The sequence below is a fragment of the Brachymonas moutaii (nom. illeg.) genome, from assembly GCF_049977365.1.
Taxonomy (GTDB): Bacteria; Pseudomonadota; Gammaproteobacteria; order Burkholderiales; family Burkholderiaceae_C; genus Brachymonas.
In genome coordinates this window covers 118,686-140,789 of the sequence record NZ_JBNGEN010000005.1, presented here as the reverse complement: position 1 = coordinate 140,789, position 22,104 = coordinate 118,686, and the positions used below count along the sequence as shown (strand labels likewise).

Sequence of the window (22,104 nt, the reverse complement as noted above, 5' to 3'; positions counted from 1 at the left end):
ACTCAGTCCTCGATGCCGCGCTGAGCGGGAATGCCTGCCTCGAAGGCATGCTTGATCTGGCGCATTTCCGTGACCGTGTCGGCCAGCGCCACGATCTCGTCCGGGCAGCGACGCCCGGTCAGGCACACATGCACATGGCGCGGACGGGTCCGCAGCGTCTCCAGCACATCCTGCAGATCGAGCCAGCCGTACACCAGCGGATAGGTGATCTCGTCGCATACCACCAGGAAATGCTCCCCTCCCAGAATCGCCGCCTTGGCCCGCTGCCAGCCGTCGCGCGCGAGCTGTGCCGACTTCTCCAGATCCTGGCTCTTCCAGCTGAAGCCATCCCCCAGCCCCTCGACCGGCACGCCGAGCTGCTCGAACATGCGGTGCTCCCCGAAGCGGGCACTCGGCACCTTCATGAACTGGTAGATGATGACTTTCTTGCCGCGTCCCGTGGCCCGCAGCGCCAGCCCGAAGGCGGCCGTGCTCTTGCCCTTGCCGTCGCCGGTATGGACGATCACGATGCCGCGCCGTTCACCCTCGGGCTTGTCATAGGGCTTCTCGGTGGGGGGTTGCTCGATCTGCATGTGCTGCACTCCTCAAAAAACATCCAAAAAATGTCGCGGGCTCTGTCTGCCTGTGCCGACACGCGCCCGCAGTCTCTGCATGGGTCCCGTGGCGCTCAGGGCCCTGTGGGCGCCTTGAGCACCAGCGGCAATCCTGCCGCCATCAGGGTCACATGGCTGCACGCAACGGCCATGCGCTGGTTGAGCCGCCCCAGTGCGTCCACGAAGGCACGCACCTCCGCGCCCAGCGGAATCACTCCGAGACCGATCTCGTTGCTCACCACATAGACCGGCCCCGGGCAGGCGGCCACCGCACGCACCAGATCGTCTTCTGCCGCGCGCATGTCCTGCGCTGTCTCCTCACCCCCTTCGCCGCCACGCAGGCGTGCGGCATCCGGCGCCTCGCTGAGCTGCTGGGTGAGCCACAGGGTCAGGCAATCCAGCACGATCGCCGTATCGGCCGCACCATGCGCCCGCAGCAGGGCCGGGACATCCAGCGGCCGCCCGTCCTCGCCTGCCTGCAGCGTCGCCATGCCCGGCACCCGCCGGGCCCGATCCTGCTGATGCCGCGCAATGCGCCGGCGCATTTCCTCGTCCCAGGGCATCGCGGTGGCCAGATACAGAGCGCGATGGCCCGGACCACGCGCCAGCCAGGCAGCCGCAAGGGTTTCTGCCCGGGCCGTCTTGCCGGACTTCTGCCCTCCCAGAATCAGCTCGTGGTGCACCGGATTCATGCCCCAGTCTCCACATGGTCAGGCAAAAACAGCGCTGCTGCCGCCTGCGGACTGCTGGCAAACCAGGGGTGGAAATAACTCGCCCGCACATTGCCCTGCGGCCCTGTCCGGTAGAACGCCTCGCCAGCCTTGCTGCGACTCGTCACGCGCGGACTGACCGTGCGGGCCGCTTCGGCCTCCGGCGTGTCCAGGGTCGAATAGTGAAAGGTATGCCCCCGCAGCGGCGGCGCATCGCATCCGGGCACCGCCAGCGCCTGCGGCCCCAGCCCCTGAAGCCGTCCATGCATGCGCACCGTCCCGGGCAGCACACCCCACAGTGGCACGGCAGCTTCCGGTTCCGCGCCCGCTGGAACCAGACCCTCGGCAAGCGCCATCATGCCGCCGCATTCGGCCCACACCGGCCGCCCCGACTGCACATGGCGTCGAATGCTCTCGCGCATGCCGGTCTGGGCCTGCAGCGCCTCCAGATGCAGCTCCGGATAACCGCCCGGCAGCCACAGCGCATCGCACGCCGGCAGCGCCGCATCCTCCAGGGGAGAAAAAAACACCAGCTCGGCACCCAGCGCCTGCAGGGTACGCACATTGGCCTCGTACAGAAAGCAGAACGCCGCATCCCGGGCCACTGCGATGCGCACGCCCTCCAGGCTGCGCGGCTCCGCGTGCAGCCAGGCGTCCAGAGGCGATGCGCCCTCCTCTGTGCAGCGCAAGCCCACGGGGCTCTCCAAGGCCTCTGGCTCCGAAGGCTCCAGCGCCGACGGGAACTCCGTCATCCAGCGACTCGGCACAGACTGCCCCTCATCGGCCACCAGCGGCATGTCCGCGAGTGCATCGGCGGCCAGATCGAGCCGTGCCAGGGCATCGGCCATCTCGGGAGCCAGCATCAGCCCCAGATGCCGCTCGGGCAGAGAAAAATCGGCGTTGCGCATGATCGCGCCCATCCAGTCGTGTGGCTCCCGGAGCCCTCGGCGCAGCATGTCGGCATGGCCACTGCTTGCCACCCGGTTCGCCACCACGCCCGCCCAGCGCACCCCTTCGCGGTAATGCGCCAGTCCATGTGCCAGGGCCCCGAACGTGCCCGCCATGGCATGGGCATCGATCACCGCCAGCACCGGCAGGCCCAGCCGCACCGCCAGATCCGCACTGCTCGGCTCGCCATCGTAGAGACCCATGACGCCCTCGATGAGAATCAGGTCATTGCAGGCAGCCGCCTCGCGGAGCATGCTTCGGCACGCCGCCTCGCCCACCATCCACAGATCGAGCTGATACACCGGCTGGCCGCTTGCGAGCGCATGCCAGCCCGGATCAATGAAATCAGGTCCACACTTGAACACCTGTACCCGCAGGCCACGCCGCGTCCACCAGCGTGCCAGCGCCGCGACGAGCGTGGTCTTGCCCTGCCCCGAGGCCGCAGCACCTACCAGCAGGGCCGGACACGCCACCGTGCCCGCCTGCGCAGAGGATTTCGCCATGATTCGCACATATCCATCCTGCAGCCACACCCATCGCACATGGGCATGCCGCCTCCCACGCCACCAGCCACCCCGCCGGCGCGTGCGCACGAACACCCTCCCTGCCGGGGCTTGGGTGTCCTCCCATGCTGGCCGGTCTCCGGGCTGACGGCGAACCGACGGCACCTTCCCGGGCGAGTGGGCGCTCTCCCAGTGGCATGTGGCCGTGGCTGCAGATCGCGCTCCCCAAGGCATGCGATCCGCACCGTTTTACCGTTGCGGGGGCAGCGCAGGCCGGGACAACGCGCACACCCGCTCTTCGGTGGCGTTCTCCTCCTGCTTCCCGTTTCACCCACGAACCCGTCTGCATGACCGATTCTCGGAATGCCTGCCGACATCGTCTGCTGCGACAGACACCACGCGCGCGATGCGCATGCTTCTACAGGCAGAGCGCCGGCCCGGGGAGATGCATTTCTCTCCAGATTCCTGTGGGCACCAGCAAATCGGCATTCTAGCCTGCCCATCACGGCCCCTGCTCCCTCCCCTGCGGATCAGGGCGCATGGACTACAATGACAGGCATTCAGAGGCCCTCTCCTTCAGCCTGCGGCGGCATGCGCAGGCTGCCTCTTCGCCGCCATGACATCTCCGCACACATCCCCTCTTCTCGATCAGGTTGCCGACCGTGTCGAGCAGCTGCTCACGCGCCATCATGCGCTGCAGCAGGCGCACGACCTCCTGCAGCAACAGGTCATCGAACTTGGACAGGAACGCGATTCGCTCAAGTCCCGGCTGGCAGCTGCACGCGCGCGCATCGACTCCCTCCTCGACCGCATCCCGGTGGATGCCTCCCCCATGCATGCGCCCGTCCTCCCGCCGACGGCCTGGGGAACCCCCGACTCGGTGGATGCGCCGCTCCCCTCCCCCACCGACTCGGCAGCCCCATCCGAGTCCGCCAAGGAACGCCCCGATGAAACAGCTTGAAGTGCACATCATGGGACTGGCCTACATGCTGGGCTGCCCCGATGGCTCCGAGAGCCTGATGCTCGAAGCCGTCCAGAAGGTCGATACCGCCATGTGCCGCATCCGCGATGCCGGCAAGATTCGGGCCCGTGACCGCATTGCCGTGCTGGCCGCGCTCAACGTCGCCTATGACCTCCTCGAACGCGAACAGCTCGCCGCCCGGGAAGCCGCACAGGCCGCAGCAGCCAGTGCCGAAGAAACAGAGTCCACACTCTCTGATGACGCCCCCACCAGCGAGGCCCCAGCCACGCATCCACGCCTGCAGCACCTGCTCGGCGAAATGGAGACCGTGCTCGGCGCCCCTCCCACAGAGCCCGCCGCCGAGGCACTGCCTTCTTCCTCCGGCACCGACTGACCCCTGCATGCCCCCAGCGATGGCTGGCACACAAATTACATGTTCCGCCTGTCTCCAAGGCCGCAACCTTGCCCTACAATGGGGGCGTCTGCACCGGTTCCGGCTTTATAGTTCCTTGAACCAATGCTCTTTGAGCTCGGGCTTGGTATATTGCCCGGCCAGCGTGACCATCTCGCGTAGATGGACCCACGGCCAGTGCTGCCCTCGCCCCCCTGAACCCTCGGTTCAGGATGCGGTCGGTTCCCGTGCAGACACCTCATTCCTCACACCGCTCGCGGTGTTTTTTTACGCCCATCGTTCTGCGGCGCCATGGCGGTGTGCCGCCTCTTGCCATGATTCTCGAACCCCTCACCATCGTTGAACTGGCCGGTCTCGGCCTCATGGGAGGCTTCATGGCAGGGCTCCTGGGCATCGGCGGCGGCATGGTGCTCGTGCCCTTCATCAGCTGGATCATCGTCGCCCACGGTGTGGAGCAGGGTCTGGCCGTCAAGATGGCCATCGCCACGTCCATGGCCACCATCTTCTTCACCTCGATGTCGAGCGTGCGCGCCCATCACCGCCGCGGCATGGTGCGCTGGGATCTGGTCAAGGGCATCGCGCCCGGCATCATGATCGGCGCACTCATCGTCAGCATCGGCATCTTCTCGCTGCTCAAGGGCGCCTGGCTCTCCCTCATGTTCGGCGTGCTGGTCACCGTCGCTGCCCTGCAGATGCTGCTCGACCGCAAGCCCAAGCCCACCCGCCAGATGCCTGGCCCCGGAGGCCAGGCTGCTGCGGGCGGCATGATCGGTTTTCTCTCCGGCCTGCTCGGGGCTGGTGGCGGCTTCATCAGCGTGCCCTTCATGACCTGGTGCAACGTGCCCATCCACAACGCAGTAGCCACCAGCGCTGCACTCGGCTTTCCCATTGCAGTCTTCAACGTGGTGGGATACATCGTCAGTGGCTGGCAGGTGGCCGGGCGCCCCCCCTACTCGCTGGGCTATGTCTGGATTCCGGCCGTGCTGGCCGTCGCCAGCTGCAGCGTGCTCATGGCTCCGGTGGGGGCACGCACGGCCCATGCGCTGCCCGTCAAGGCCCTCAAGCGCATCTTTGCCTGCCTGCTCATCGTGCTCGCGGCCAGCATGACCCGCGAAGGGCTGCGCACGCTCGGGATACAGATCTGACGTCCGAACCGCACGTGGCGCTCTACACCGAGAGCGCTCCATGCCATCGCGCCCGCAGCCTCGGACTGGCGCGATGCAGAAGATCCGGTTTGCGCCACTAGAGTGCCGGAGTGGCACACCACGGGGCCTGCTGATGCATGAGCCCCATCCACAGCGCCACCCCCGCAGTGACAGCCAGCGCCAGACCCGCCAGCCGGATGCCCCACTGACCCTGCGTGCCACCAAGGTGAGGCACCCGCAGCAGCAGCCAGGGCCCTGCCATCAGCGACACGCTGGTTCCCAGCACAAACAGCACCATCACGGCAGCCCCCTGCCAGACCTCGCCGGTCAGGGCTGCCACCATGAGCGCCGAATACAGCAGGCCACAGGGCAGCAGGGCCCACATCATGCCGATCAGCACGGGCCCTGCCAGTCCACGACGCTGCTGAAGCCGCTTGAGACGCTCCCACACCCTGCGTGCGGAGCGATCCAGCCACAGCGGTTGCCTCCCCTGCACCAGCAGCACCAGCCCCAGCAGCAGGGCTGCCACGTGCAGCATGCTCCAGAACGGACGCAGGGCTGCACTGTGCACGGTCATCCATCCCAGCCCCTGCATCGAGGCGGCCGCGACTGCGCCCAGCGCGCCGTAGCCGATCACCCTTCCTACCTGGAACAGGCCCATGGCCAGCGTCTGGCGTCCGCGAACCGGCCCAGCCGCATGACCGATCCCGGCGCAGGCCGCACCGCACATGGCAATGCAGTGTGGCCCTCCGGCCAGCCCCATCAGAAATGCCGTGGCGGCAAGCGAGAGCTGCATCGACACGCCGTCAGATGATCTTGGAAAACCGCGTGCGCGACAGATTGGCCTGCAGGTACTTGTCGAACACCATGGCCACGCCGCGAACGAAATACCAGCCCTGATCCGTCACCTGCAGACGCTGTGCATCCACCTCGACCATCCCTTCTCCCTGCAGCCGTTTCAGATCTTCCAGCTCGCGGGCGAAATACTGACGGAAATCGATCATGTATGCGAGATTGATGGTTTCGTACTCCACCTCTCCCTGACACATGATGGCCATGATCACCGTGCGGCGGATCAGGTCGTCGCGCGTCAGCGCCAGCCCGCGCACCACGGGGAAATGCCCACGATCCAGACAGTCGTAGTACTCCTCTAGTGTCTTGGCATTCTGGCTGTAGGTCGAACCGATGCGCCCGATGGCCGACACCCCCAGCCCGATGAGGTCGCAGTCAGGCTGCGTGCTGTAGCCCTGGAAATTGCGATGCAGGCTGCCCTGACGCTTGGACACTGCAAGCGCGTCATCCGGCAGGGCAAAGTGATCCATGCCCACATACACATAGCCCGCCTGGCTGAAGGCCTGCAGCGACTGCGACAGCATCTGGATCTTCTCGCCGCCACTGGGCAGCGTATAGGCGTCGATGCGCCGCTGGGGCTTGAAGCGCTCCGGCAGATGCGCGTAGGCATAGAGTGCGATGCGGTCGGGCCGCAGCGTGCACACCTGCTCCAGCGTGCGCGCAAAGGATGCAGCCGTCTGCTGCGGCAGGCCATAGATCAGATCCACATTCACCGATTCAAACCCGATCTTGCGGGCAGCCTCGACGAGCGCGAACACCTGCGATGCCGGCTGAATGCGGTGCACCGCCTTCTGCACCTCGGGGTCGAAGTCCTGTACCCCGAAGCTCAGTCGGTTGAAACCGAGCCGAGCCAGCGTGCGCAGTCGCGTTTCGTCGACCGTGCGGGGATCCACCTCGATCGAATACTCACCGCCCGGCACCAGCGTGAATGCGCCCCGGATCATGCCCATGAGCTCCGTGAGCTCGGCGTCGTTCAGGAAAGTGGGCGTGCCGCCTCCAAAGTGCAGCTGCGACACCGTCTGTCCGCGTCCCAGCCGTCCCACATGCAGATCGATCTCGCGCTGCAGATAGCGCAGATACTCGGCACCCCGCTCATGGTGCTTGGTGATGATCTTGTTGCAGGCGCAGTAGTAACACAGCGACTCACAGAACGGCACATGCACGTACAGCGACAGCGGGAGCACCTGCCCCGCGCGGCCATTGCTGCGCTGCTCGAGCGCTGCCACATAGTCGTTCTCGCCAAAGGCTTCGACAAAACGGTCGGCCGTGGGGTAAGAGGTGTAGCGTGGACCGGCAATGTCATACCGTGCCAGCAATTCGGGGGTGATGTGGGAAAGTGCCTGACTGCTCATGTTCCGTGCATTGTAAGATCGTCGACCCGGCTCCCGGCAGTTCTCTCCCATGCGACCATGACGGCGCATGGCCATGCCCTGCGGATTCCGGCCTCTGCTGCGTGCATGCCCCTTGCTCCTGCCGCTCCAGGCCGCAGAAATGGACATGGCCTCGGGGACATACATCCCCTTTCGGCTGCAGGACTTTTCATCTCTCTAATGTGCCCATCCTCCCGCAGGACCACATTGACTTGCATCAACGGCAAGTTGCCCCATGCGATAATGGTTCTCACCTGTGTGCAACCCAATCCCCATCGGGGCAGCGTTCTTTCTTCTGTCCCTCGCTTTTCCACCATGCCCACCCATTCGCTGGCCCAAGGCTACAAGGTAGCCTGCTCGAACTGCAATCTGCGTGAACTGTGCATGCCCATGGGACTGACGCCCTCCGAGCTGGAGTACATCGACGACGTGGTAGCCACACGGCGCAAGATCAAGCGGGGGCAGGCACTCTTCAATGCCGGAGAAACCTTTGCCGCCCTCTTTGCCGTGCGCACGGGGGTGTTCAAGACGACCATCACCACCCAGGATGGACGCGACCAGGTCACTGGCTTCCAGATGGCCGGCGAGATCATCGGCCTTGATGGCATCGTGCAGGATGCCCATACCTGCAATGCCATAGCCCTCGAAGACGCCGAAGTGTGTGTCATGCCATTCGAGCGGTTTGAAGCCCTGGCCCGCCAGGTCCCGGCCCTGCAGAGCCATCTCCACAAGATCATGAGCCGCGAAATCGTGCGCGACCATGGCGTGATGCTGCTGCTCGGCAGCATGCGGGCCGAGGAACGTCTGGCAGCCTTCCTGCTCAACCTGGTGCAGCGCATGCATGCACGGGGGTTCTCCCAGTCCGAGATCATCCTGCGCATGACGCGCGAGGAGATCGGGAGCTACCTGGGACTCAAGCTCGAAACCGTGAGCCGCATGTTCTCCCGCTTTGCAGAGGAAGGCATCGTCGAGGTCAGGCAGCGCCACGTCCGCATTCTCGACATCGAGGCCCTGCAGCGTCTGGTCAACCAGCACACGCACACGGAAGACTGAGCGCAACGTCCCTGCACCAGACGGCGCCTGCACACTCTCGCCACTCCGATCCCCTGGCAGATCCCTGCTCCAGAAACAGGACAGCCGGCTTAAGGCCGGCTGCTGTCATGGAGCAGACAGGGCAACCTCTGCCCCGTCAGTGGTCATCCACCGGAACCCCAGTGGCTGCATGGTTGCGCGCCTTTTCGGCAGGAGCATAGTTCACCCCCTTTGCACGTACCATCTGATCGGTGTTGGGCTCATCTTCCGATCGCGTCAGAACCTGCTCGGGGGCCTGCATGATGAAATACCAGGTCACGAGACAGGCCAGTACCACCGACAGAGGCCCCCCCACGACCATCCAGACCACGGGGTATTTCCACCAGGGACGCCCGTCCTCGGGATGGGCCTTGGACAGGCCCGGCAGTGTGGTATTTGCTTCCATGCGTACAACTCCTTTGCGAAGGCGAGAGCCCTCGAACCGCAGGGCTCTCACTATATCGCACGAACTTACTTGGGTACAGAGAAAGCGCCCTTTTCGGTCACCGAGACATCGGTGCCAGCCTGCTCGATCTGGAAGTTGATCGCATGCGATCCTGGTTCCAGCGTGCCGTAGGGCACCCGCACGCTCACGGCCTTCTGCTCCACCTGAGCGGGACCGATGGTCACGGTCGAGCCCTCGACCACTTCCGCCCCCGTCACTCCCTCGACAGAAATGTTGTAGGTCTGCGCATTCTCGGTCGTGTTCATGATGCGCACCAGATAGGTGTTCTCGATCTTGTTGCCAGCCACGATACGGGACATGACTCCCCGGTCGCGAATGATGTCGACCTTCATGGGAGAACGCATCGAGAGGCTCACGACGAGCGCCGTGGCGATCAGCATCAGAATGCCGGTGTACACCAGAATCCGGGGCCGCATGACGCGGTGGATGATGTCGCTCTTGGTCCAGCCATTCTTCATGGCATTTTCTGTGGAGTACTTGATGAGCCCGTGCGGGTAGTTCATCTTGTCCATGACCTCATCGCAGGCATCCACGCAGGCACCACAGCCGATGCATTCGTACTGCAGCCCATTGCGAATGTCGATGCCAGTCGGGCAGACCTGCACACACATGGTGCAGTCGATGCAGTCGCCCAGCGCCACTTCGGAACGATCCACCTTCTTGGAGCGCGGACCGCGCGGCTCGCCCCGCTTGTCGTCGTAGGTCACGATCAGCGTGTCGGCATCGAACATCGCGCTCTGGAAGCGGGCATACGGGCACATGTACTTGCACACCTGCTCGCGCATGTAGCCAGCGTTGCCGTAGGTGGCAAAGCCATAGAAGAAGATCCAGAAGGTCTCCCAGTTGCCCAGATGCCACTGTGCAAAGTTGCTCACCAGATCACGGATGGGCGAAAAATACCCCACGAGCGTCAACCCCGTCCACAGGGCGATGAGCAGCCAGATCACATGCTTGCCGCCGCGCCGCCAGATTTTTTCGAGATTCCAGGGGCTCTTGTCGAGGCGAATGCGCGCGCTGCGATCCCCTTCCATCTTGGCTTCCACCCAGAGGAAGATCTCGGTGTAGACGGTCTGCGGGCAGGAATACCCGCACCACAGCCGCCCCGCCACGGCGGTGAAGAGGAACAGCGACAGGGCCGAAATCACCAGAATGCCGGTGAGGTAGATGAAATCCTGCGGATACAGAACCAATCCGAAGATATAGAACTTGCGTGCCTCCAGATCGAAGAGTATCGCCTGTCGGCCACTCCATTCCAGCCAGGGCAGTCCGTAGAACACCAGCTGCGTCAATCCGACGAAGATCCAGCGCCAGGTCTGGAAGATGCCGGAAACCGTGCGGGGATGGATGGTCTTGGCCGCAGCAAACAGCGACGTCGTCGCGGGCGCTGCATCGATCGGAATGACCTTCTTGGGAGTCGCTTTGGGCTCGGAATGCGAGCCCGAGTCGTGTTCGGGCGTTTCTTGAGACATACGCGTGACCTTTTATTACAAATCAGACTTTCACTTGCATGAATATGATAGCGTCTATTGTTTCACAAAAGAAAAACCGCCATGACTTGCATCAAGTTCATGGCGGTAAGAAGATCAGCTTGGAGCGCCACGAGGGCGCAGAAGATCACTTGTTGTTGGAAAGGCTCCAGACATACGATGCCAGCAAGCGGATCTGCTCGGGCGAGAAGCGCTTGCCCCAGGCCGGCATGATGTTGACCTTGCCGTTGGTGATCTGCTTGACGATGCCTTCCTCGCTCGGCACGCCCATCAGCCACACGTTGTCCGTGAGGTTGGGTGCGCCCAGGGCCTGGTTGCCCTTGCCATCTGCACCGTGGCAGGCTGCGCAGGCCGCGAACTTGGGCTTGCCCACCGCAGCCAGAGCTGCATCGTGCGGCTGACCGGACAGGCTCAGCACGTAGTTGGCCACTGCCTTGGCATCATCCGGCTTGCCACCGATGGCTCCGATCATGGGAGGCATCTGGCCATGACGTCCGTTGGTGATCGTCTGGATGATGGTGTCGGGCTTGCCGCCCCACAGCCAGTCATTGTCGGACAGATCCGGGAAGCCGTTGCCGCCCTTGGCATTGGAACCATGGCACTGCGCACAGTTGTTCAGGAACAGACGCTGTCCCATGCCCACGGCCTTGGGATCCTTGGCAATCTCCTCGACGGGCATGTTGGCGTACTTGGCGAACAGAGGTGCCACCTGCGCATCGCCCTTGGCCATTTCGGTGTTGTACTGCCCATGGGAAGTCCAGCCCAGAATGCCCTTGAACGTGCCGAAGCCCGGATAGAGCACCAGATAGGTGATGGCAAAGAAGATGGTGATCCAGAACAGACCCACCCACCACTTGGGCAGCGGGTTGTTGATTTCGCGCAGATCGCCATCCCATACATGGCCGGTGGTGTTGTCGGCGGCCGTGTGCGCGCGCGCCGTGGCACCGATCAGCAGAATGGCCACGCAGAACAGGATGCCGAACGCCACGATCGCCATCACGTACACGGACCAGAAAGAGTTGATGAAGTCACTCATTTTGTTTCCTCGGATTTTTGCGCCACAGGAGGATGGTCTTCGTGCATGAACGGGAGCTGTGCCGCTTCATCGAAGTGATGCCGGTTGCGATGGGAATAGGCCCAGCGCATGATCACGATGAACATGACAAAACTCGCCACCGTGGCCAAACTGCGCCAATCGTTGATATCCATGAGAAGGTTCCTCCTGGGAATGCGGTTTTATTGCGGAGCGGAGGCGCCGGCAGCCGGAGCGGCTGTCTTGCCCTCGCTGGCAGCAGCGAAGGCGGTGCCCAGAGACTGCAGGTAGGCAATCACGGCCTGCTGCTCGGTCTTGCCCTTCACAGCGGCAGCTGCTCCGGCAATATCGGCATCGGTATAGGGAACCCCTACCCGACGCAGTGCACGCATGTGGTCAGCAATGGTGGTGTCGTCGACCGTGTTCTTTTCCAGCCAGGGATAGGCCGGCATGTTGGACTCGGGCACCACATCGCGAGGATTGTGCAGATGCTGGGAGTGCCAGTCATCGCTGTAGCGTCCACCCACACGGGCCAGATCGGGACCGGTCCGCTTGGAACCCCACTGGAAGGGGTGATCGTAGACAGACTCGCCAGCCACGGAATAGTGACCATAGCGCAGCGTCTCGGCACGGAACGGACGGATCATCTGCGAGTGGCAGTTGTAGCAGCCTTCGCGCTGATAGATGTCACGGCCAGCAAGCTGGAGCGCCGTGTAGGGCTTGAGCCCCTCGATCGGCTGGGTGGTCGACTTCTGGAAGAACAGGGGAACGATTTCCACCAGTCCACCGATTGCCACCACCAGCAGGGTCAGCACGATCATGAGGAAGTTGCTGGTCTCGACTTTCTCGTGGGTGATACCACCCGCAGCAGGTTGATTTGCCATGTTGTTCAACTCCTTAGGCGTGTGCAGGGGCAACGGCGGGAATCTGGATGGTCACGGAACGGCCCTTGGAGGCAGTCATCAGCGTGTTCCAGAGCATGACGATCATGCCGCCCAGGTACAGGACACCACCGGTCAGACGGATCACGTAGAAGGGGAAGGTGGCCTTGACGCTTTCCACGAAGGTGTAGGTCAGGGTACCGTCGGGGTTGATGGCACGCCACATCAGGCCCTGCATCACACCGGCAATCCACATGGCAGCGATGTACAGCACGATGCCGATGGTGGCGACCCAGAAGTGCACTTCGATGGCCTTGACGCTGTACATTTCCTTCTTGCCGAAGAGCTTGGGAATCAGGTGGTACATGGAGCCCATGGTCACCAGACCCACCCAGCCCAGGGCGCCGGAGTGCACGTGGCCCACGGTCCAGTCGGTGTAGTGGGAGAGCGCGTTGACGGTCTTGATGGACATCATCGGGCCTTCGAAGGTGGACATGCCGTAGAAGGACAGGGACACGATCAGGAAGCGCAGGATGGGGTCGTCACGCAGCTTGTGCCATGCGCCGGACAGGGTCATGATGCCGTTGATCATGCCGCCCCAGCTCGGAGCCAGCAGGATGAGGGAGAAGATCATGCCGACGGATTGCGTCCAGTCCGGCAGGGCCGTGTAGTGCAGGTGGTGAGGACCGGCCCACATGTAGGTGAAGATCAGGGCCCAGAAGTGGACGATCGACAGGCGATAGGAATACACCGGACGGCCAGCCTGCTTCGGCACGAAGTAGTACATCATGCCCAGGAAGCCTGCGGTCAGGAAGAAGCCCACGGCATTGTGCCCGTACCACCACTGCACCATGGCATCCTGCACGCCTGCATAGGCGGAATAGGACTTGAGGAAGCCGGCGGGAATGAAGGCGCTGTTGACGATGTGCAGCAGGGCAATGGTGATGATGAAGGCACCATAGAACCAGTTGGCCACATAGATGTGACGCACCTTGCGGGTTCCGACGGTACCGAAGAACACGATGGCATAGACCACCCACACCACGGCAATGGCCAGCTTGATCGGCCATTCCATTTCGGCATATTCCTTGGAGAAGGTGTAGCCCAGGGGATACGTGATGGCAACGGCCAGGATGATGGCCTGCCAGCCCCAGAAGGTGAAGGCAGCCAGCTTGTCGCTGAACAGGCGCACCTGGCAGGTCCGCTGAACGACGTAGTAGGACGTCCCGATCAGGCCGCATCCGCCAAAGGCGAAGATCACGGCATTGGTGTGCAGGGGACGCAGACGGCCGTAGGACAGCCACGGAATACCGAAGTTGAGCTCAGGCCAGGTGAGCTCGGCGGCGATGAACACGCCGACCAGCATCCCGACCACACCCCAGACGACGGTCATGATGGCAAACTGACGTACAACCCTATCGTTGTACGTGGTTGCCTGAGCGTTTGGAAAACTCATTTTCACCTCTTTTTCAAAAAAACCCCGATCAGCGTAATGTTAAACGCAAATCACAACTTGATACACATCAATCCTGTTTGAAGATTCGCTGCCCTTCGGCCTCGATATCCTCGAACTGCCCGGTGTGGATGGCCCACCACAGCCCGGCAAGCACGGCGAGGACCAACACCACCGACAGGGGAATCAACAGATAGAGAATTTCCATGCATGCTCCTTTCCATTAAGGGCAGCCCTTGCCGGAGGCCGCTGGCCGTTCACTCGGTTCTGCGCACGAGGCGCAGGGCATTGAGCACCACCAGCAGCGAACTGCTGGCCATGCCCAGTCCGGCCAGCCAGGCGGGCACCATGCCCATGGCGGCCAGGGGAATGCAGATCAGGTTGTACCCTGCTGCCCAGACCAGGTTCTCGCGCACGACACGCATGGTGGCGCGCGCGAGCCGGATGGAGCCGAACACGGCCATGAGGCTGTTGCCCAGCACCACGAAGTCAGACTGTGCCTGGGCCAGCGGAACTGCCTTGCCCAGTGCAAAGGACACGTGGGCTCCGGCAAGCACCGGCCCATCGTTGATGCCGTCTCCCACCATGGCCACATGATGCCCCTGCACCTGTTCTGCGCGCAGGCAGGCGAGTTTATCCGATGCGGAGCAGCCTCCCTGCGCATGCTCGATGCCAAGCAGATCGGCCACACGCCGCACCGCCTGGGGTCGATCGCCCGAAAGCACCTGCACACGCACCCCGAGTGCCTGCAGCCGACGGACGGTTTCCTCCGCATCGGCGCGCAATTCTTCCTTGAGTACAAAGGTGGCCAGCCAGCCGTTCTCGTCGCTGAGGTTGGCGTGCAGGCTTTCCGGCGGCAGCTCCTCGATGGTCTGCGGGGCCACCTGACAGAAACGGTCCGACCCCAGCCGCATGACCTGGGCCGATGTGCCGTGCTCGTCAACGACCTGTCCTTCCACCCCTCCTCCGGGCTGTTCGCGCACGTCCCGCGCAAGCCAGGGCTGGTGCAACAGGGCCATGCCCTCAAGCCCCGCCGCTTCGACGAGTGCCCGGGAAACGGGGTGCAGTGAATGGCGTGCCAGTGCCGCGGCCTGTTCCAGGACCTGCCGGCGGTCCGCTCCGGGCCGCAGCAGAATGCGTTCGAGGGAGATGGCATCGGAAGTCAGCGTACCGGTCTTGTCGAAGACGACGGTATCGACCTCGGAAAGGGTCTGAAGGGCCTGCAGGTGGCGCACGAGTACCCCGCGACGTGCCAGTCCACCAGCGGCTGCCAGCATGGCGGCGGGGGTCGCCAGCGACAGGGCACACGGGCAGGTGACGATGAGCACCGACACGGCCACCATGACGGCACGTTCGGGGCTCAGGCGCCACCAGTACAGGCACGCCGCAGCCGCAGCCAGCAGCACGACGAGCAGGAAGGGCTTGGCAAATCGGTCGGCCAGTGCGGCGAGCCGGGGTTTTTCGACGGACGCCTGTTCCATCATGGACACGATGGCGGCGTAGCGCGTGGCCCCCCCCAGCTTGTCGATGCGCACCTGGACCGGGGACTGGATGTTGTGGCTGCCCGCAATGACTGCGGCACCCACGTCCCGTGACAGGGGGCGCGATTCCCCCGTGAGCAGGGCTTCATCGACCATGGTGCGCCCCTCCAGCACCACTCCGTCGCCCGGGAACGATTCGCCGGGCAGAACGCGCACGGTGTCCCCCGGCTTGAGCTTGCGCAGGGTGACCCGTTCGAAGACATGGGTCTTGCGGTTGAGCCGCTCTACACTGTCGGGCAGGCGATTCATCAGGGCTTCGAGGGCGCCTGCCGTGCGATCGCGCAGGCGCACCTCCAGCCACCGGCCGGTGAGGAGGAAGAAGACGAACATGGTCAGGGAGTCGAAATAGACTTCCCTGCCGAACAGGCCCTGGGGCTGAAAGGTCCCCAGCGTGCTCACGACGAAGGTGACCACCATGCCGATGGCCACCGGAAGGTCCATGCTGACGCGACGATGCCGCACGTCCTGCCAGGCACGCTGCAGGAAAGGCCGGCACGAGAACAGCATGACGGGCACCGCGATGAGCCATGAGCCCCAGCGCAGCAGATGCTGCAGGTCGGGCCGGATGTGGTGCGAAACGTATTCGGGCAACGCATACATCATGACCTGCATCATGGCGATGCCGGCTACGGTCAGCTGCCAGATGATCTCGCGTCCTTCCTTCTTGCGGCGCTCGATGGCCGATGCATTGCTTGCAGGCACGGCGCGGTAGCCGGCCACCTCGACCGCATGCATCCACTGGGACGGCCGCACCATGTCGGGCTGCCACACCACGCGGGCCCGGTGGCTGCCGGGGCTCACCTGGGCATCGCGCACGCCGGGAACGCCCTTGAGGGCGTCCTCGATGGTGAGGGCACAGGCAGCGCAGTACATGCCCTCGATGGCGACGTTCGACTCCCAGACGCCGTCCTGCAGGGCATGGCGGTGGCTGAACCCCTCCCATTCATCGGGGTCATCCAGCAACTCGATGGCGCCGGAGGCAGGAAACGTGGCGGCTGTGGACATGGAAAAGGAACCTGGAACTGCGATGCCCCCTGCAACCGGCAAGCGGGAAGGGACTCCTGTATGTGTGCCGGATTGTAAGGAAGCCGTCGGGGCAAGGGCATTTTTTTACACATTGCCTCCTCTGCATGCACCCTGCACACCCCCCTGTCGCCTGTGCGGTCAGGGGCAGGGAGCAGCCCTTGCGCCGCAGGGAGCGTCAGAATCGTGCCGGTCGCTTGTCGAGAAAGGCCTGAATGCCCTCGCGGTGTTCGGGGTGATCCGCGTAGTCGAAGGCTGTGGCGCTCTGCCGCTCCAGCACAGGCTGATGCACGGCCGACCACTCCCGCATCATCTGCTTGTGCAGGCGTGCGGCGGAGGGGGACAGACGCAGGATGCGTTCCACGGTGCGGGACACTTCGCTTTCCAATGCTGCGGCATCGGGCACGGTACGGGTAAGAAATCCGCGCTGGAGCAGGACATCGGCCGGATAGATGCCGGCTTCGAGCAGCATGGAGCGCGCCAGGGTGGCTCCCAGCGTGCCAGCCACCAGCACCGCCTCCTGGGGTGCCATGGGGAAGCCGAGCTTGGCAATGGGCGCTCCGTAGCGACTGGAGACCGTGGCGATGCGGATATCGCAGCAGCTCGATATCTCGACCCCAGCGCCCATGCAGTTGCCGTCGATGGCAGCGATCAGCGGGGCATCGCAGGCCAGCATGGCCGAAAGCCCGCCCCAGACCTCCTCTTCGTGGAACAGACGCAGGCTGTCGGGGTCGAACCGGAAGGACTGGTATTCGGAAATGTCACCGCCCGCACAGAAATGCCCGTCGACGCCCTGCACCATCACGCAGCGCAGCGGATCCGGCACAGTGGTTTCCTGCTGCAGCTGCAGGAAGACGGTGCGCAGTTCGCGCCACATGGCGCGCGACATGGCATTGAGCTTGCCGTCATGGCGAATCTGGACGATGGCATGGCGGGCGCCGGACGTGCCGGCATAGTGACAGGAAATGGATGCAGTCATGAGATGGTTCCGGAATTCGGAGGCGTGGCGGCAGGGGCAGCCGAGGCGAAGTGCCGGTCCGACCAGACCCACAGGGCAATGCCCCCCAGGATCATCGGAATGCACAGCCATTGCCCCATGCTCAGACCGAAGTCGAGCAGGCCGAGAAAATCGTCCGGTTCCCGGAAGTACTCGGCGATGAAGCGGAACGCGCCATATCCCAGCAGGAACATGGCAGCGACCTGCCCGGGCTTGTGCTGTCTGCGCGCATACACCCAGAGAAGGATGAAGAGCAGGACGCCCTCCATGAGGAACTGGTAGATCTGGGAGGGATGGCGCGGCATGAGACTGCCGCTTTGCGGAAAGACCATGGCCCACGGCAGGGAGGGATCGGCGAAGCGTCCCCAGAGCTCTCCGTTGATGAAGTTGCCGATGCGGCCGGCGGCCAGTCCCGGCGGCACGCAGGGGGCCACGAAGTCAGCCACCTGAAGCCAGGGTTTGTGGCGCGACCATGCGAACCAGCTGAAGGCCAGGATGACGCCCAACAGCCCTCCGTGGAAACTCATGCCGCCCTGCCATACCTTGAAGATGTCAAGTGGATGGCTGACATAGAAGCCGGGCTTGTAGAACAGGCAGTACCCGATCCGCCCCCCGAGAATCACGCCCATGACCCCGAGAAAGAGAATGTCTTCCACATCCCGGCGGGTCCAGGCCCCGGCTCCCCGGATTCCGGCAAACGGCGGCTGCCGCAGCCGCAGGGTGCCGAGCAGCAGAAACATGGCAAAGGCGGCCAGATAGGTCAGGCCATACCAGTGCACGGCCAGGGGACCGAGGTGCACGGCCACGGGATCGATATGGGGATACATCAGCATGGCGCATATGGTACCAGCGGCACCAGCAGTGCCAGCGCCCTTCGCTGAACGACAAGCCCCCCTTGCACAGGGAGCCGGATGGAATGCTTCTGCTGCGTGGCAGGCAGACCGGGCGATGGCGGACAGCCCGGCCGCTCATCGCCACGCCCGAGCGTCAGCGACGGCGCTCGTTGCCGGGCTGGCGCTTGAGGGCATCGCGCTGCGCCAGGAGGCGCTTGCGCTTGATGTCGTCCATTTTTTCCATTTCCTTGCGCTTGGTGTAGCCGCTCCAGTCTGCCCACTGCCACCATGCGGCAGCCAGGGCGAAGGGCGTCAGCACGATCCACCAGCTCCATTCGGCCACTGCGCCGAACTCCAGCAGCTTGAGCACCACCAGCAACAGACCGAGTCCGAGAAAATACATGTTGCGTATCCTTGGGAAAAATACTCGCGATGGCAGATCCTGCTGTGCGCTCAGCGCAGCATCATGGATTCCTGCATGGCATGCATGGCGCCGGCGCCCACTGCGGCTCCGAATTTCTTGGCCAGTTTTTCGGCCACGTTGTCGCGCCGGGTGTAGTCGACGATGCGTTCCTGCTTGACGACGTCACGGGCCACGGAGTCGGCATTGCCGAACTTGTCGGCCAGCCCCATGCTGACAGCCTGCTCGCCCGTCCAGACGAGCCCGCTGAAGATGCCGGGAGTTTCCTTGAGGCGCGCACCACGCCCCTTGCGCACGACGCCGATGAACTGCTGATGGATCTGTCCGAGCATGGCCTGCGCATGAGCCTTCTGCCCCGGATTGAGCGGACTGAAGGGATCAAGGAAGCCCTTGTTCTCGCCCGCCGTGATGAGCCGGCGCTCCACCCCCAGCTTCTGCATGGTGCCCGTGAAGCCGAACCCGTCCATGAGCACCCCCACGCTGCCGATGAGGCTGGCCTTGTCCACGTAGATCTGATCGGCAGCCACGGCGATGTAATAGGCGCCGGAAGCGCAGGTGTCGGTGACCACGGCATACAGGGGCTTCTTGTAGCGGGTCTTCATGCGGACGAGCTCGTCGTTGATGATGCCGGCCTGCACAGGGCTGCCTCCGCCCGAGTTGATGAGCAGGATGACGGCCGTGGAGCCCCCATCCTCGAAGGCTGCCTTGGCTGCAGCCAGGATGTTGCTGGCGCTGGCATCGGTGCCATCGGCGATTTCGCCCCGGATTTCGACCAGTGCCGTATGGGGAGCCGTGAGGGTACGCGCATCCGTGGTAGAGCGCTGGAGCAGCACCCAGGCCAGCACGGCAAAAAAGGCGAGCCAGGCCATGCGCACGAAGGTCTTCCACTGCCGCGCCGCGCGCTGCTCCCGAATGGAGGCCAGCGCCACCTTTTCGAGCATGAGACGCTCCCATTCGGCGGGGGTACTGGAGGACGACAGAGGGTCGTCGGAAGGACTCGGCATGGTGTCAGGACCAGGAGGAAGGAAAGAGGACGGGAGCCGTCATTGTAGAGAAGTGCGATGGCGAAGGGATCAGTCGGCAGACGGCTGGGTGTGGGCGTCGGGAATCCAGTACACCTGGCCGTCCTCCTCTTCCACCTGCAGCCGGACCAGTCCTCCGTGGCAGGGGCCTCCCATGCACTCCCCGGATTCCGGATGGTAGACCGCCCCATGGCTGGCACACAGCAGCCACTGCCCGCTGTCGTCGAAGATGCGGTTGGGCTGGAAGTCCAGCTCCATGGCGACATGGGTGCATCGGTTGAGAAAAGCGGACACCCGGCCTTCGAACCGTGCGGCGAAGGCACGGCTCTCCTCGCCATCGTGCACGACATCGAAAGGCATGACCTCACCTCCTTCCTCGATGGCGTCGGAAGAACAGAGCAGGATGCGGGAAAAGTGGACAGAGTCAGTCATGAACGGAAGGCGCAGGACACAGAGAAACGGAAGACAGAATCACAGACCGGCATGGGAACGGTCGGCGGGAATCGCACCCGGCAGCAGCCAGCGCCGTAGCTCGGGCACGCTGCCGGCGGTAAACAGCGGATCGAGCTGCGCCAGGCTGACGGAATCATGCGCGCCATAGGTGACGGCCACGCCCGGGCAGCCGGCCTGGCGGGCCATGAGCAGATCGTGGCTGGTATCCCCCACCATCAGGGTCTGTGCGGCAGAAACATCCAGCTCCTCCATCAGCTCGAACAGCATCAGGGGATCGGGTTTGCTGGCGGTTTCATCGGCAGTGCGGGTGGCATCGAAAAGGTGCTGCAGCTGCACGGCCCGCAGGGCTTCGTCGAGCCCCCGGCGACTCTTGCCGGTGGCAACCGCCAGCAGGTAGCCCGCCCGGTGCAGGTCATGCAGCAGCTCGGGCACTCCCTTGAACAGCAGAATGTCGTCCATATGACGGGCGTAGTGGTACCGATAACGCTCGGTGAGCACGCGATAGCGCTCGGGGGGCACATCGGGAGCTGCCTGCTGGAGCGCTTCCTGCAGCCCCAGACCGATCACGTGCCGCGCCCGATCATCGCTGGGACGCGCTCCCCCCACATCCACCACGGCCTCCTGCAGGCACAGCGCAATGAGCGCCGTGGAATCGAACAGGGTGCCATCCCAGTCGAATGCAATGAGCCGGATGGAATCAGGAAGAGTGAACATGGGCAACAGGCTGAAAAACGGAACCGGATGAACCGGGAATGAAAGAAGTCCTCTGAAGAACCCCGCGCTTTTTGGGGTACCTGAATTGTGCGGGAAGGAAGATATCCCCGGCGCAAGCTCCGACTCCGGAAGTGCCCCGAGGCCATTGTGCAGGAATCTCCTGCCCCCCTCAGCCCCATCTCATTCATGACGTCATGACGCGCGAGAAGACTCCAGAAAGCGCTGCAGCGCCTCCTCGGGAGGCTGCTCCAGCGATACGGATTCTCCTGTCACCGGATGGGTGAAACGCAGCCGCCAGGCATGGAGAAACATGCGGCGCAGGCCCGCCTTCTGGAGTGCCTTGTTGCGCTCGAAATCACCGTACTTCTCGTCGCCCGCAATGGGATGCCCCTCGGACGCCAGATGCACCCGGATCTGATGGGTGCGCCCTGTCTTGATCGTGACCTCCAGCAGGGTCATCTCCCCAAGAGGATGGGGAATGCGGCGTGCCACGCGCACCAGGCTCACGGCCTTCATGCCCTCCGGGTCATCGCGCCGCGTCGTGCACACCCGCCGCTCGCCGTCCTGTCCTCCTGCTGCCGGCAGCAGAAACTTGCGCAGAGGCGTATCGATGACCTTGCGGCTGTCGGGCCAGGCTCCGAGCACCAGTGCCAGATAGGTCTTGCCGGTTTCCCTGTGCCGGAACTGGTCCTGCAGGGCCGTGAGCGCCGAGCGCTTCTTGGCCACCAGCAGGATGCCGCTGGTTTCCCGGTCCAGGCGATGCACCAGCTCCAGGAAACGGGCCTGCGGCCGTGCGCGCCGCAGCTGCTCGATCACGCCGAAGCTCACGCCGCTTCCTCCATGCACGGCCACTCCGGCCGGCTTGTTGACCGCGAGGAGAGCATCGTCGTCGATCAGGGTGGGGAACTCCCGCGCTGGCGCATCGGGCATCGTGTCGGCAGCCGGTCGCTGGGGCAAGCGCAGCGGCGGCACCCGCACCACGTCCCCTGCACGCACACGGCTGTCGGCCGACACGCGCCCCTTGTTGATGCGGACCTCCCCGCTGCGGATGATGCGGTAGACATGGGTCTTGGGAACCCCCTTGAGATGCCGCATGAGAAAGTTGTCCAGCCGCTGCCCGTCGGACTCTCCATCTACGGTCAGAAATTTGGCAGCCACGGGCGCGGCTGTGGACAAATGGCGGGCATTCGCCCCTATAATGTTTTTCACTGTCTG

General features: G+C 63.8%; 24 protein-coding genes and 1 riboswitch. Of the genes, 4 read left to right on the top strand and 20 right to left on the bottom strand.

Going from position 1 to position 22,104, the window contains the following annotated elements:
• Nucleotides 1-2 precede the first annotated feature (2 nt).
• From cobO to ACP2WS_RS07620, 3 genes are all read right to left on the bottom strand, one after another.
• Nucleotides 3-572, bottom strand: a complete 570-nt coding sequence (gene cobO, locus ACP2WS_RS07630) for a cob(I)yrinic acid a,c-diamide adenosyltransferase (protein WP_374492254.1) — start codon at nucleotides 570-572, stop codon at nucleotides 3-5.
• Between the two features lie 95 nt (nucleotides 573-667).
• A complete protein-coding gene (locus tag ACP2WS_RS07625) occupies nucleotides 668-1,285 on the bottom strand; it encodes a bifunctional adenosylcobinamide kinase/adenosylcobinamide-phosphate guanylyltransferase (RefSeq protein ID WP_426460264.1) in 618 nt (205 codons plus the stop codon).
• A complete protein-coding gene (locus tag ACP2WS_RS07620; protein ID WP_426460263.1) occupies nucleotides 1,282-2,754 on the bottom strand; it encodes a cobyrinate a,c-diamide synthase in 1,473 nt (490 codons plus the stop codon). Before ACP2WS_RS07620 ends, ACP2WS_RS07625 begins: the two co-directional genes overlap by 4 nt.
• A 113-nt stretch (nucleotides 2,755-2,867) precedes the next feature.
• Nucleotides 2,868-3,112: riboswitch (cobalamin riboswitch) on the bottom strand.
• A gap of 258 nt (nucleotides 3,113-3,370) precedes the next feature.
• On the opposite strand from ACP2WS_RS07620, the gene ACP2WS_RS07615 reads away from it, so the two are divergent.
• The 3 genes from ACP2WS_RS07615 (at nucleotide 3,371) to ACP2WS_RS07605 (ending at nucleotide 5,272) form a co-directional block, all read left to right on the top strand.
• Entirely contained in the window at nucleotides 3,371-3,715 is a 345-nt protein-coding gene (locus ACP2WS_RS07615; RefSeq protein ID WP_374492251.1) for a cell division protein ZapB, read from the top strand.
• A complete protein-coding gene (locus ACP2WS_RS07610; RefSeq protein ID WP_426460262.1) occupies nucleotides 3,702-4,109 on the top strand; it encodes a cell division protein ZapA in 408 nt (135 codons plus the stop codon). Before ACP2WS_RS07615 ends, ACP2WS_RS07610 begins: the two co-directional genes overlap by 14 nt.
• 332 nt (nucleotides 4,110-4,441) lie before the next feature.
• Nucleotides 4,442-5,272, top strand: a complete 831-nt coding sequence (locus ACP2WS_RS07605; protein ID WP_374492249.1) for a sulfite exporter TauE/SafE family protein — start codon at nucleotides 4,442-4,444, stop codon at nucleotides 5,270-5,272.
• A 97-nt stretch (nucleotides 5,273-5,369) separates the two neighbouring features.
• Here ACP2WS_RS07605 and ACP2WS_RS07600 read toward each other — a convergent pair whose 3' ends face one another.
• The gene (locus ACP2WS_RS07600; RefSeq protein WP_374492322.1) at nucleotides 5,370-6,068 is read right to left on the bottom strand and encodes a sulfite exporter TauE/SafE family protein; all 699 of its coding nucleotides are present in this window, start codon (nucleotides 6,066-6,068) and stop codon (nucleotides 5,370-5,372) included.
• A 10-nt stretch (nucleotides 6,069-6,078) separates the two neighbouring features.
• Nucleotides 6,079-7,476 carry an oxygen-independent coproporphyrinogen III oxidase gene (gene hemN, locus ACP2WS_RS07595; protein WP_426460261.1) on the bottom strand — a complete coding sequence of 466 codons (1,398 nt, stop codon included), beginning with the start codon at nucleotides 7,474-7,476 and terminating at the stop codon, nucleotides 6,079-6,081.
• A 333-nt stretch (nucleotides 7,477-7,809) separates the two neighbouring features.
• Between hemN and fnr the strand changes: the two genes are divergently transcribed.
• Entirely contained in the window at nucleotides 7,810-8,547 is a 738-nt protein-coding gene (gene fnr / locus ACP2WS_RS07590; RefSeq protein ID WP_374492247.1) for a fumarate/nitrate reduction transcriptional regulator Fnr, read from the top strand.
• Nucleotides 8,548-8,683: 136 nt separating this feature from the next.
• Here the strand turns inward: fnr and ACP2WS_RS07585 are convergent, their stop codons facing one another.
• The 15 genes from ACP2WS_RS07585 to ACP2WS_RS07515 all read right to left on the bottom strand — a co-directional run bounded on the left by ACP2WS_RS07585 (nucleotide 8,684) and on the right by ACP2WS_RS07515 (nucleotide 22,098).
• Nucleotides 8,684-8,971 (bottom strand): nitrogen fixation protein FixH, encoded by a 288-nt coding sequence (locus tag ACP2WS_RS07585; RefSeq protein ID WP_374492245.1) that lies wholly within the window; start codon nucleotides 8,969-8,971, stop codon nucleotides 8,684-8,686.
• Between the two features lie 65 nt (nucleotides 8,972-9,036).
• A complete protein-coding gene (gene ccoG / locus ACP2WS_RS07580) occupies nucleotides 9,037-10,500 on the bottom strand; it encodes a cytochrome c oxidase accessory protein CcoG (RefSeq protein WP_374492244.1) in 1,464 nt (487 codons plus the stop codon).
• A gap of 145 nt (nucleotides 10,501-10,645) precedes the next feature.
• On the bottom strand, nucleotides 10,646-11,554 hold the full coding sequence (gene ccoP, locus ACP2WS_RS07575) for a cytochrome-c oxidase, cbb3-type subunit III (protein WP_374492243.1): 909 nt from the start codon (nucleotides 11,552-11,554) through the stop codon (nucleotides 10,646-10,648).
• Entirely contained in the window at nucleotides 11,551-11,727 is a 177-nt protein-coding gene (locus ACP2WS_RS07570; protein ID WP_374492242.1) for a cbb3-type cytochrome oxidase subunit 3, read from the bottom strand. The genes ccoP and ACP2WS_RS07570 overlap by 4 nt, the downstream gene beginning before the upstream one ends.
• 27 nt (nucleotides 11,728-11,754) lie before the next feature.
• A complete protein-coding gene (gene ccoO, locus ACP2WS_RS07565; protein ID WP_374492241.1) occupies nucleotides 11,755-12,435 on the bottom strand; it encodes a cytochrome-c oxidase, cbb3-type subunit II in 681 nt (226 codons plus the stop codon).
• Nucleotides 12,436-12,448: 13 nt separating this feature from the next.
• The gene (gene ccoN, locus ACP2WS_RS07560; RefSeq protein WP_374492239.1) at nucleotides 12,449-13,888 is read right to left on the bottom strand and encodes a cytochrome-c oxidase, cbb3-type subunit I; all 1,440 of its coding nucleotides are present in this window, start codon (nucleotides 13,886-13,888) and stop codon (nucleotides 12,449-12,451) included.
• Nucleotides 13,889-13,955: 67 nt separating this feature from the next.
• A complete protein-coding gene (ccoS, locus tag ACP2WS_RS07555) occupies nucleotides 13,956-14,093 on the bottom strand; it encodes a cbb3-type cytochrome oxidase assembly protein CcoS (protein WP_374492238.1) in 138 nt (45 codons plus the stop codon).
• 49 nt (nucleotides 14,094-14,142) lie between these two features.
• Nucleotides 14,143-16,431 (bottom strand): heavy metal translocating P-type ATPase, encoded by a 2,289-nt coding sequence (locus tag ACP2WS_RS07550; RefSeq protein ID WP_426460259.1) that lies wholly within the window; start codon nucleotides 16,429-16,431, stop codon nucleotides 14,143-14,145.
• 196 nt (nucleotides 16,432-16,627) lie between these two features.
• Nucleotides 16,628-17,428, bottom strand: a complete 801-nt coding sequence (locus tag ACP2WS_RS07545) for an enoyl-CoA hydratase/isomerase family protein (RefSeq protein ID WP_374492236.1) — start codon at nucleotides 17,426-17,428, stop codon at nucleotides 16,628-16,630.
• Nucleotides 17,425-18,279: a prolipoprotein diacylglyceryl transferase gene (gene lgt, locus ACP2WS_RS07540; RefSeq protein ID WP_426460258.1), complete on the bottom strand. Its 855-nt coding sequence runs from the start codon at nucleotides 18,277-18,279 to the stop codon at nucleotides 17,425-17,427. Before lgt ends, ACP2WS_RS07545 begins: the two co-directional genes overlap by 4 nt.
• A gap of 154 nt (nucleotides 18,280-18,433) precedes the next feature.
• Nucleotides 18,434-18,682, bottom strand: coding sequence for a TIGR04438 family Trp-rich protein (locus ACP2WS_RS07535; protein ID WP_374492234.1), 249 nt, complete (start codon nucleotides 18,680-18,682; stop codon nucleotides 18,434-18,436).
• Nucleotides 18,683-18,732: 50 nt separating this feature from the next.
• A complete protein-coding gene (locus ACP2WS_RS07530; RefSeq protein WP_426460256.1) occupies nucleotides 18,733-19,704 on the bottom strand; it encodes a S49 family peptidase in 972 nt (323 codons plus the stop codon).
• Between the two features lie 69 nt (nucleotides 19,705-19,773).
• On the bottom strand, nucleotides 19,774-20,154 hold the full coding sequence (locus ACP2WS_RS07525; RefSeq protein WP_426460255.1) for a Rieske (2Fe-2S) protein: 381 nt from the start codon (nucleotides 20,152-20,154) through the stop codon (nucleotides 19,774-19,776).
• 39 nt (nucleotides 20,155-20,193) lie between these two features.
• Entirely contained in the window at nucleotides 20,194-20,889 is a 696-nt protein-coding gene (locus ACP2WS_RS07520; protein WP_426460253.1) for an HAD family hydrolase, read from the bottom strand.
• A gap of 192 nt (nucleotides 20,890-21,081) precedes the next feature.
• The gene (locus tag ACP2WS_RS07515) at nucleotides 21,082-22,098 is read right to left on the bottom strand and encodes an RluA family pseudouridine synthase (protein WP_426460252.1); all 1,017 of its coding nucleotides are present in this window, start codon (nucleotides 22,096-22,098) and stop codon (nucleotides 21,082-21,084) included.
• Nucleotides 22,099-22,104 lie beyond the last annotated feature (6 nt).

What these genes read in the sequence shown, in the direction of transcription:
- cobO (WP_374492254.1), bottom strand. Translation starts at nt 572, where the DNA reads ATGCAGATCGAGCAACCCCCCACCGAGAAGCCCTATGACAAGCCCGAG.
- ACP2WS_RS07625 (WP_426460264.1), bottom strand. Translation starts at nt 1,285, where the DNA reads ATGAATCCGGTGCACCACGAGCTGATTCTGGGAGGGCAGAAGTCCGGC.
- ACP2WS_RS07620 (WP_426460263.1), bottom strand. Translation starts at nt 2,754, where the DNA reads ATGGCGAAATCCTCTGCGCAGGCGGGCACGGTGGCGTGTCCGGCCCTG.
- ACP2WS_RS07615 (WP_374492251.1), top strand. Translation starts at nt 3,371, where the DNA reads ATGACATCTCCGCACACATCCCCTCTTCTCGATCAGGTTGCCGACCGT.
- ACP2WS_RS07610 (WP_426460262.1), top strand. Translation starts at nt 3,702, where the DNA reads ATGAAACAGCTTGAAGTGCACATCATGGGACTGGCCTACATGCTGGGC.
- ACP2WS_RS07605 (WP_374492249.1), top strand. Translation starts at nt 4,442, where the DNA reads ATGATTCTCGAACCCCTCACCATCGTTGAACTGGCCGGTCTCGGCCTC.
- ACP2WS_RS07600 (WP_374492322.1), bottom strand. Translation starts at nt 6,068, where the DNA reads ATGCAGCTCTCGCTTGCCGCCACGGCATTTCTGATGGGGCTGGCCGGA.
- hemN (WP_426460261.1), bottom strand. Translation starts at nt 7,476, where the DNA reads ATGAGCAGTCAGGCACTTTCCCACATCACCCCCGAATTGCTGGCACGG.
- fnr (WP_374492247.1), top strand. Translation starts at nt 7,810, where the DNA reads ATGCCCACCCATTCGCTGGCCCAAGGCTACAAGGTAGCCTGCTCGAAC.
- ACP2WS_RS07585 (WP_374492245.1), bottom strand. Translation starts at nt 8,971, where the DNA reads ATGGAAGCAAATACCACACTGCCGGGCCTGTCCAAGGCCCATCCCGAG.
- ccoG (WP_374492244.1), bottom strand. Translation starts at nt 10,500, where the DNA reads ATGTCTCAAGAAACGCCCGAACACGACTCGGGCTCGCATTCCGAGCCC.
- ccoP (WP_374492243.1), bottom strand. Translation starts at nt 11,554, where the DNA reads ATGAGTGACTTCATCAACTCTTTCTGGTCCGTGTACGTGATGGCGATC.
- ACP2WS_RS07570 (WP_374492242.1), bottom strand. Translation starts at nt 11,727, where the DNA reads ATGGATATCAACGATTGGCGCAGTTTGGCCACGGTGGCGAGTTTTGTC.
- ccoO (WP_374492241.1), bottom strand. Translation starts at nt 12,435, where the DNA reads ATGGCAAATCAACCTGCTGCGGGTGGTATCACCCACGAGAAAGTCGAG.
- ccoN (WP_374492239.1), bottom strand. Translation starts at nt 13,888, where the DNA reads ATGAGTTTTCCAAACGCTCAGGCAACCACGTACAACGATAGGGTTGTA.
- ccoS (WP_374492238.1), bottom strand. Translation starts at nt 14,093, where the DNA reads ATGGAAATTCTCTATCTGTTGATTCCCCTGTCGGTGGTGTTGGTCCTC.
- ACP2WS_RS07550 (WP_426460259.1), bottom strand. Translation starts at nt 16,431, where the DNA reads ATGTCCACAGCCGCCACGTTTCCTGCCTCCGGCGCCATCGAGTTGCTG.
- ACP2WS_RS07545 (WP_374492236.1), bottom strand. Translation starts at nt 17,428, where the DNA reads ATGACTGCATCCATTTCCTGTCACTATGCCGGCACGTCCGGCGCCCGC.
- lgt (WP_426460258.1), bottom strand. Translation starts at nt 18,279, where the DNA reads ATGCTGATGTATCCCCATATCGATCCCGTGGCCGTGCACCTCGGTCCC.
- ACP2WS_RS07535 (WP_374492234.1), bottom strand. Translation starts at nt 18,682, where the DNA reads ATGTATTTTCTCGGACTCGGTCTGTTGCTGGTGGTGCTCAAGCTGCTG.
- ACP2WS_RS07530 (WP_426460256.1), bottom strand. Translation starts at nt 19,704, where the DNA reads ATGCCGAGTCCTTCCGACGACCCTCTGTCGTCCTCCAGTACCCCCGCC.
- ACP2WS_RS07525 (WP_426460255.1), bottom strand. Translation starts at nt 20,154, where the DNA reads ATGACTGACTCTGTCCACTTTTCCCGCATCCTGCTCTGTTCTTCCGAC.
- ACP2WS_RS07520 (WP_426460253.1), bottom strand. Translation starts at nt 20,889, where the DNA reads ATGTTCACTCTTCCTGATTCCATCCGGCTCATTGCATTCGACTGGGAT.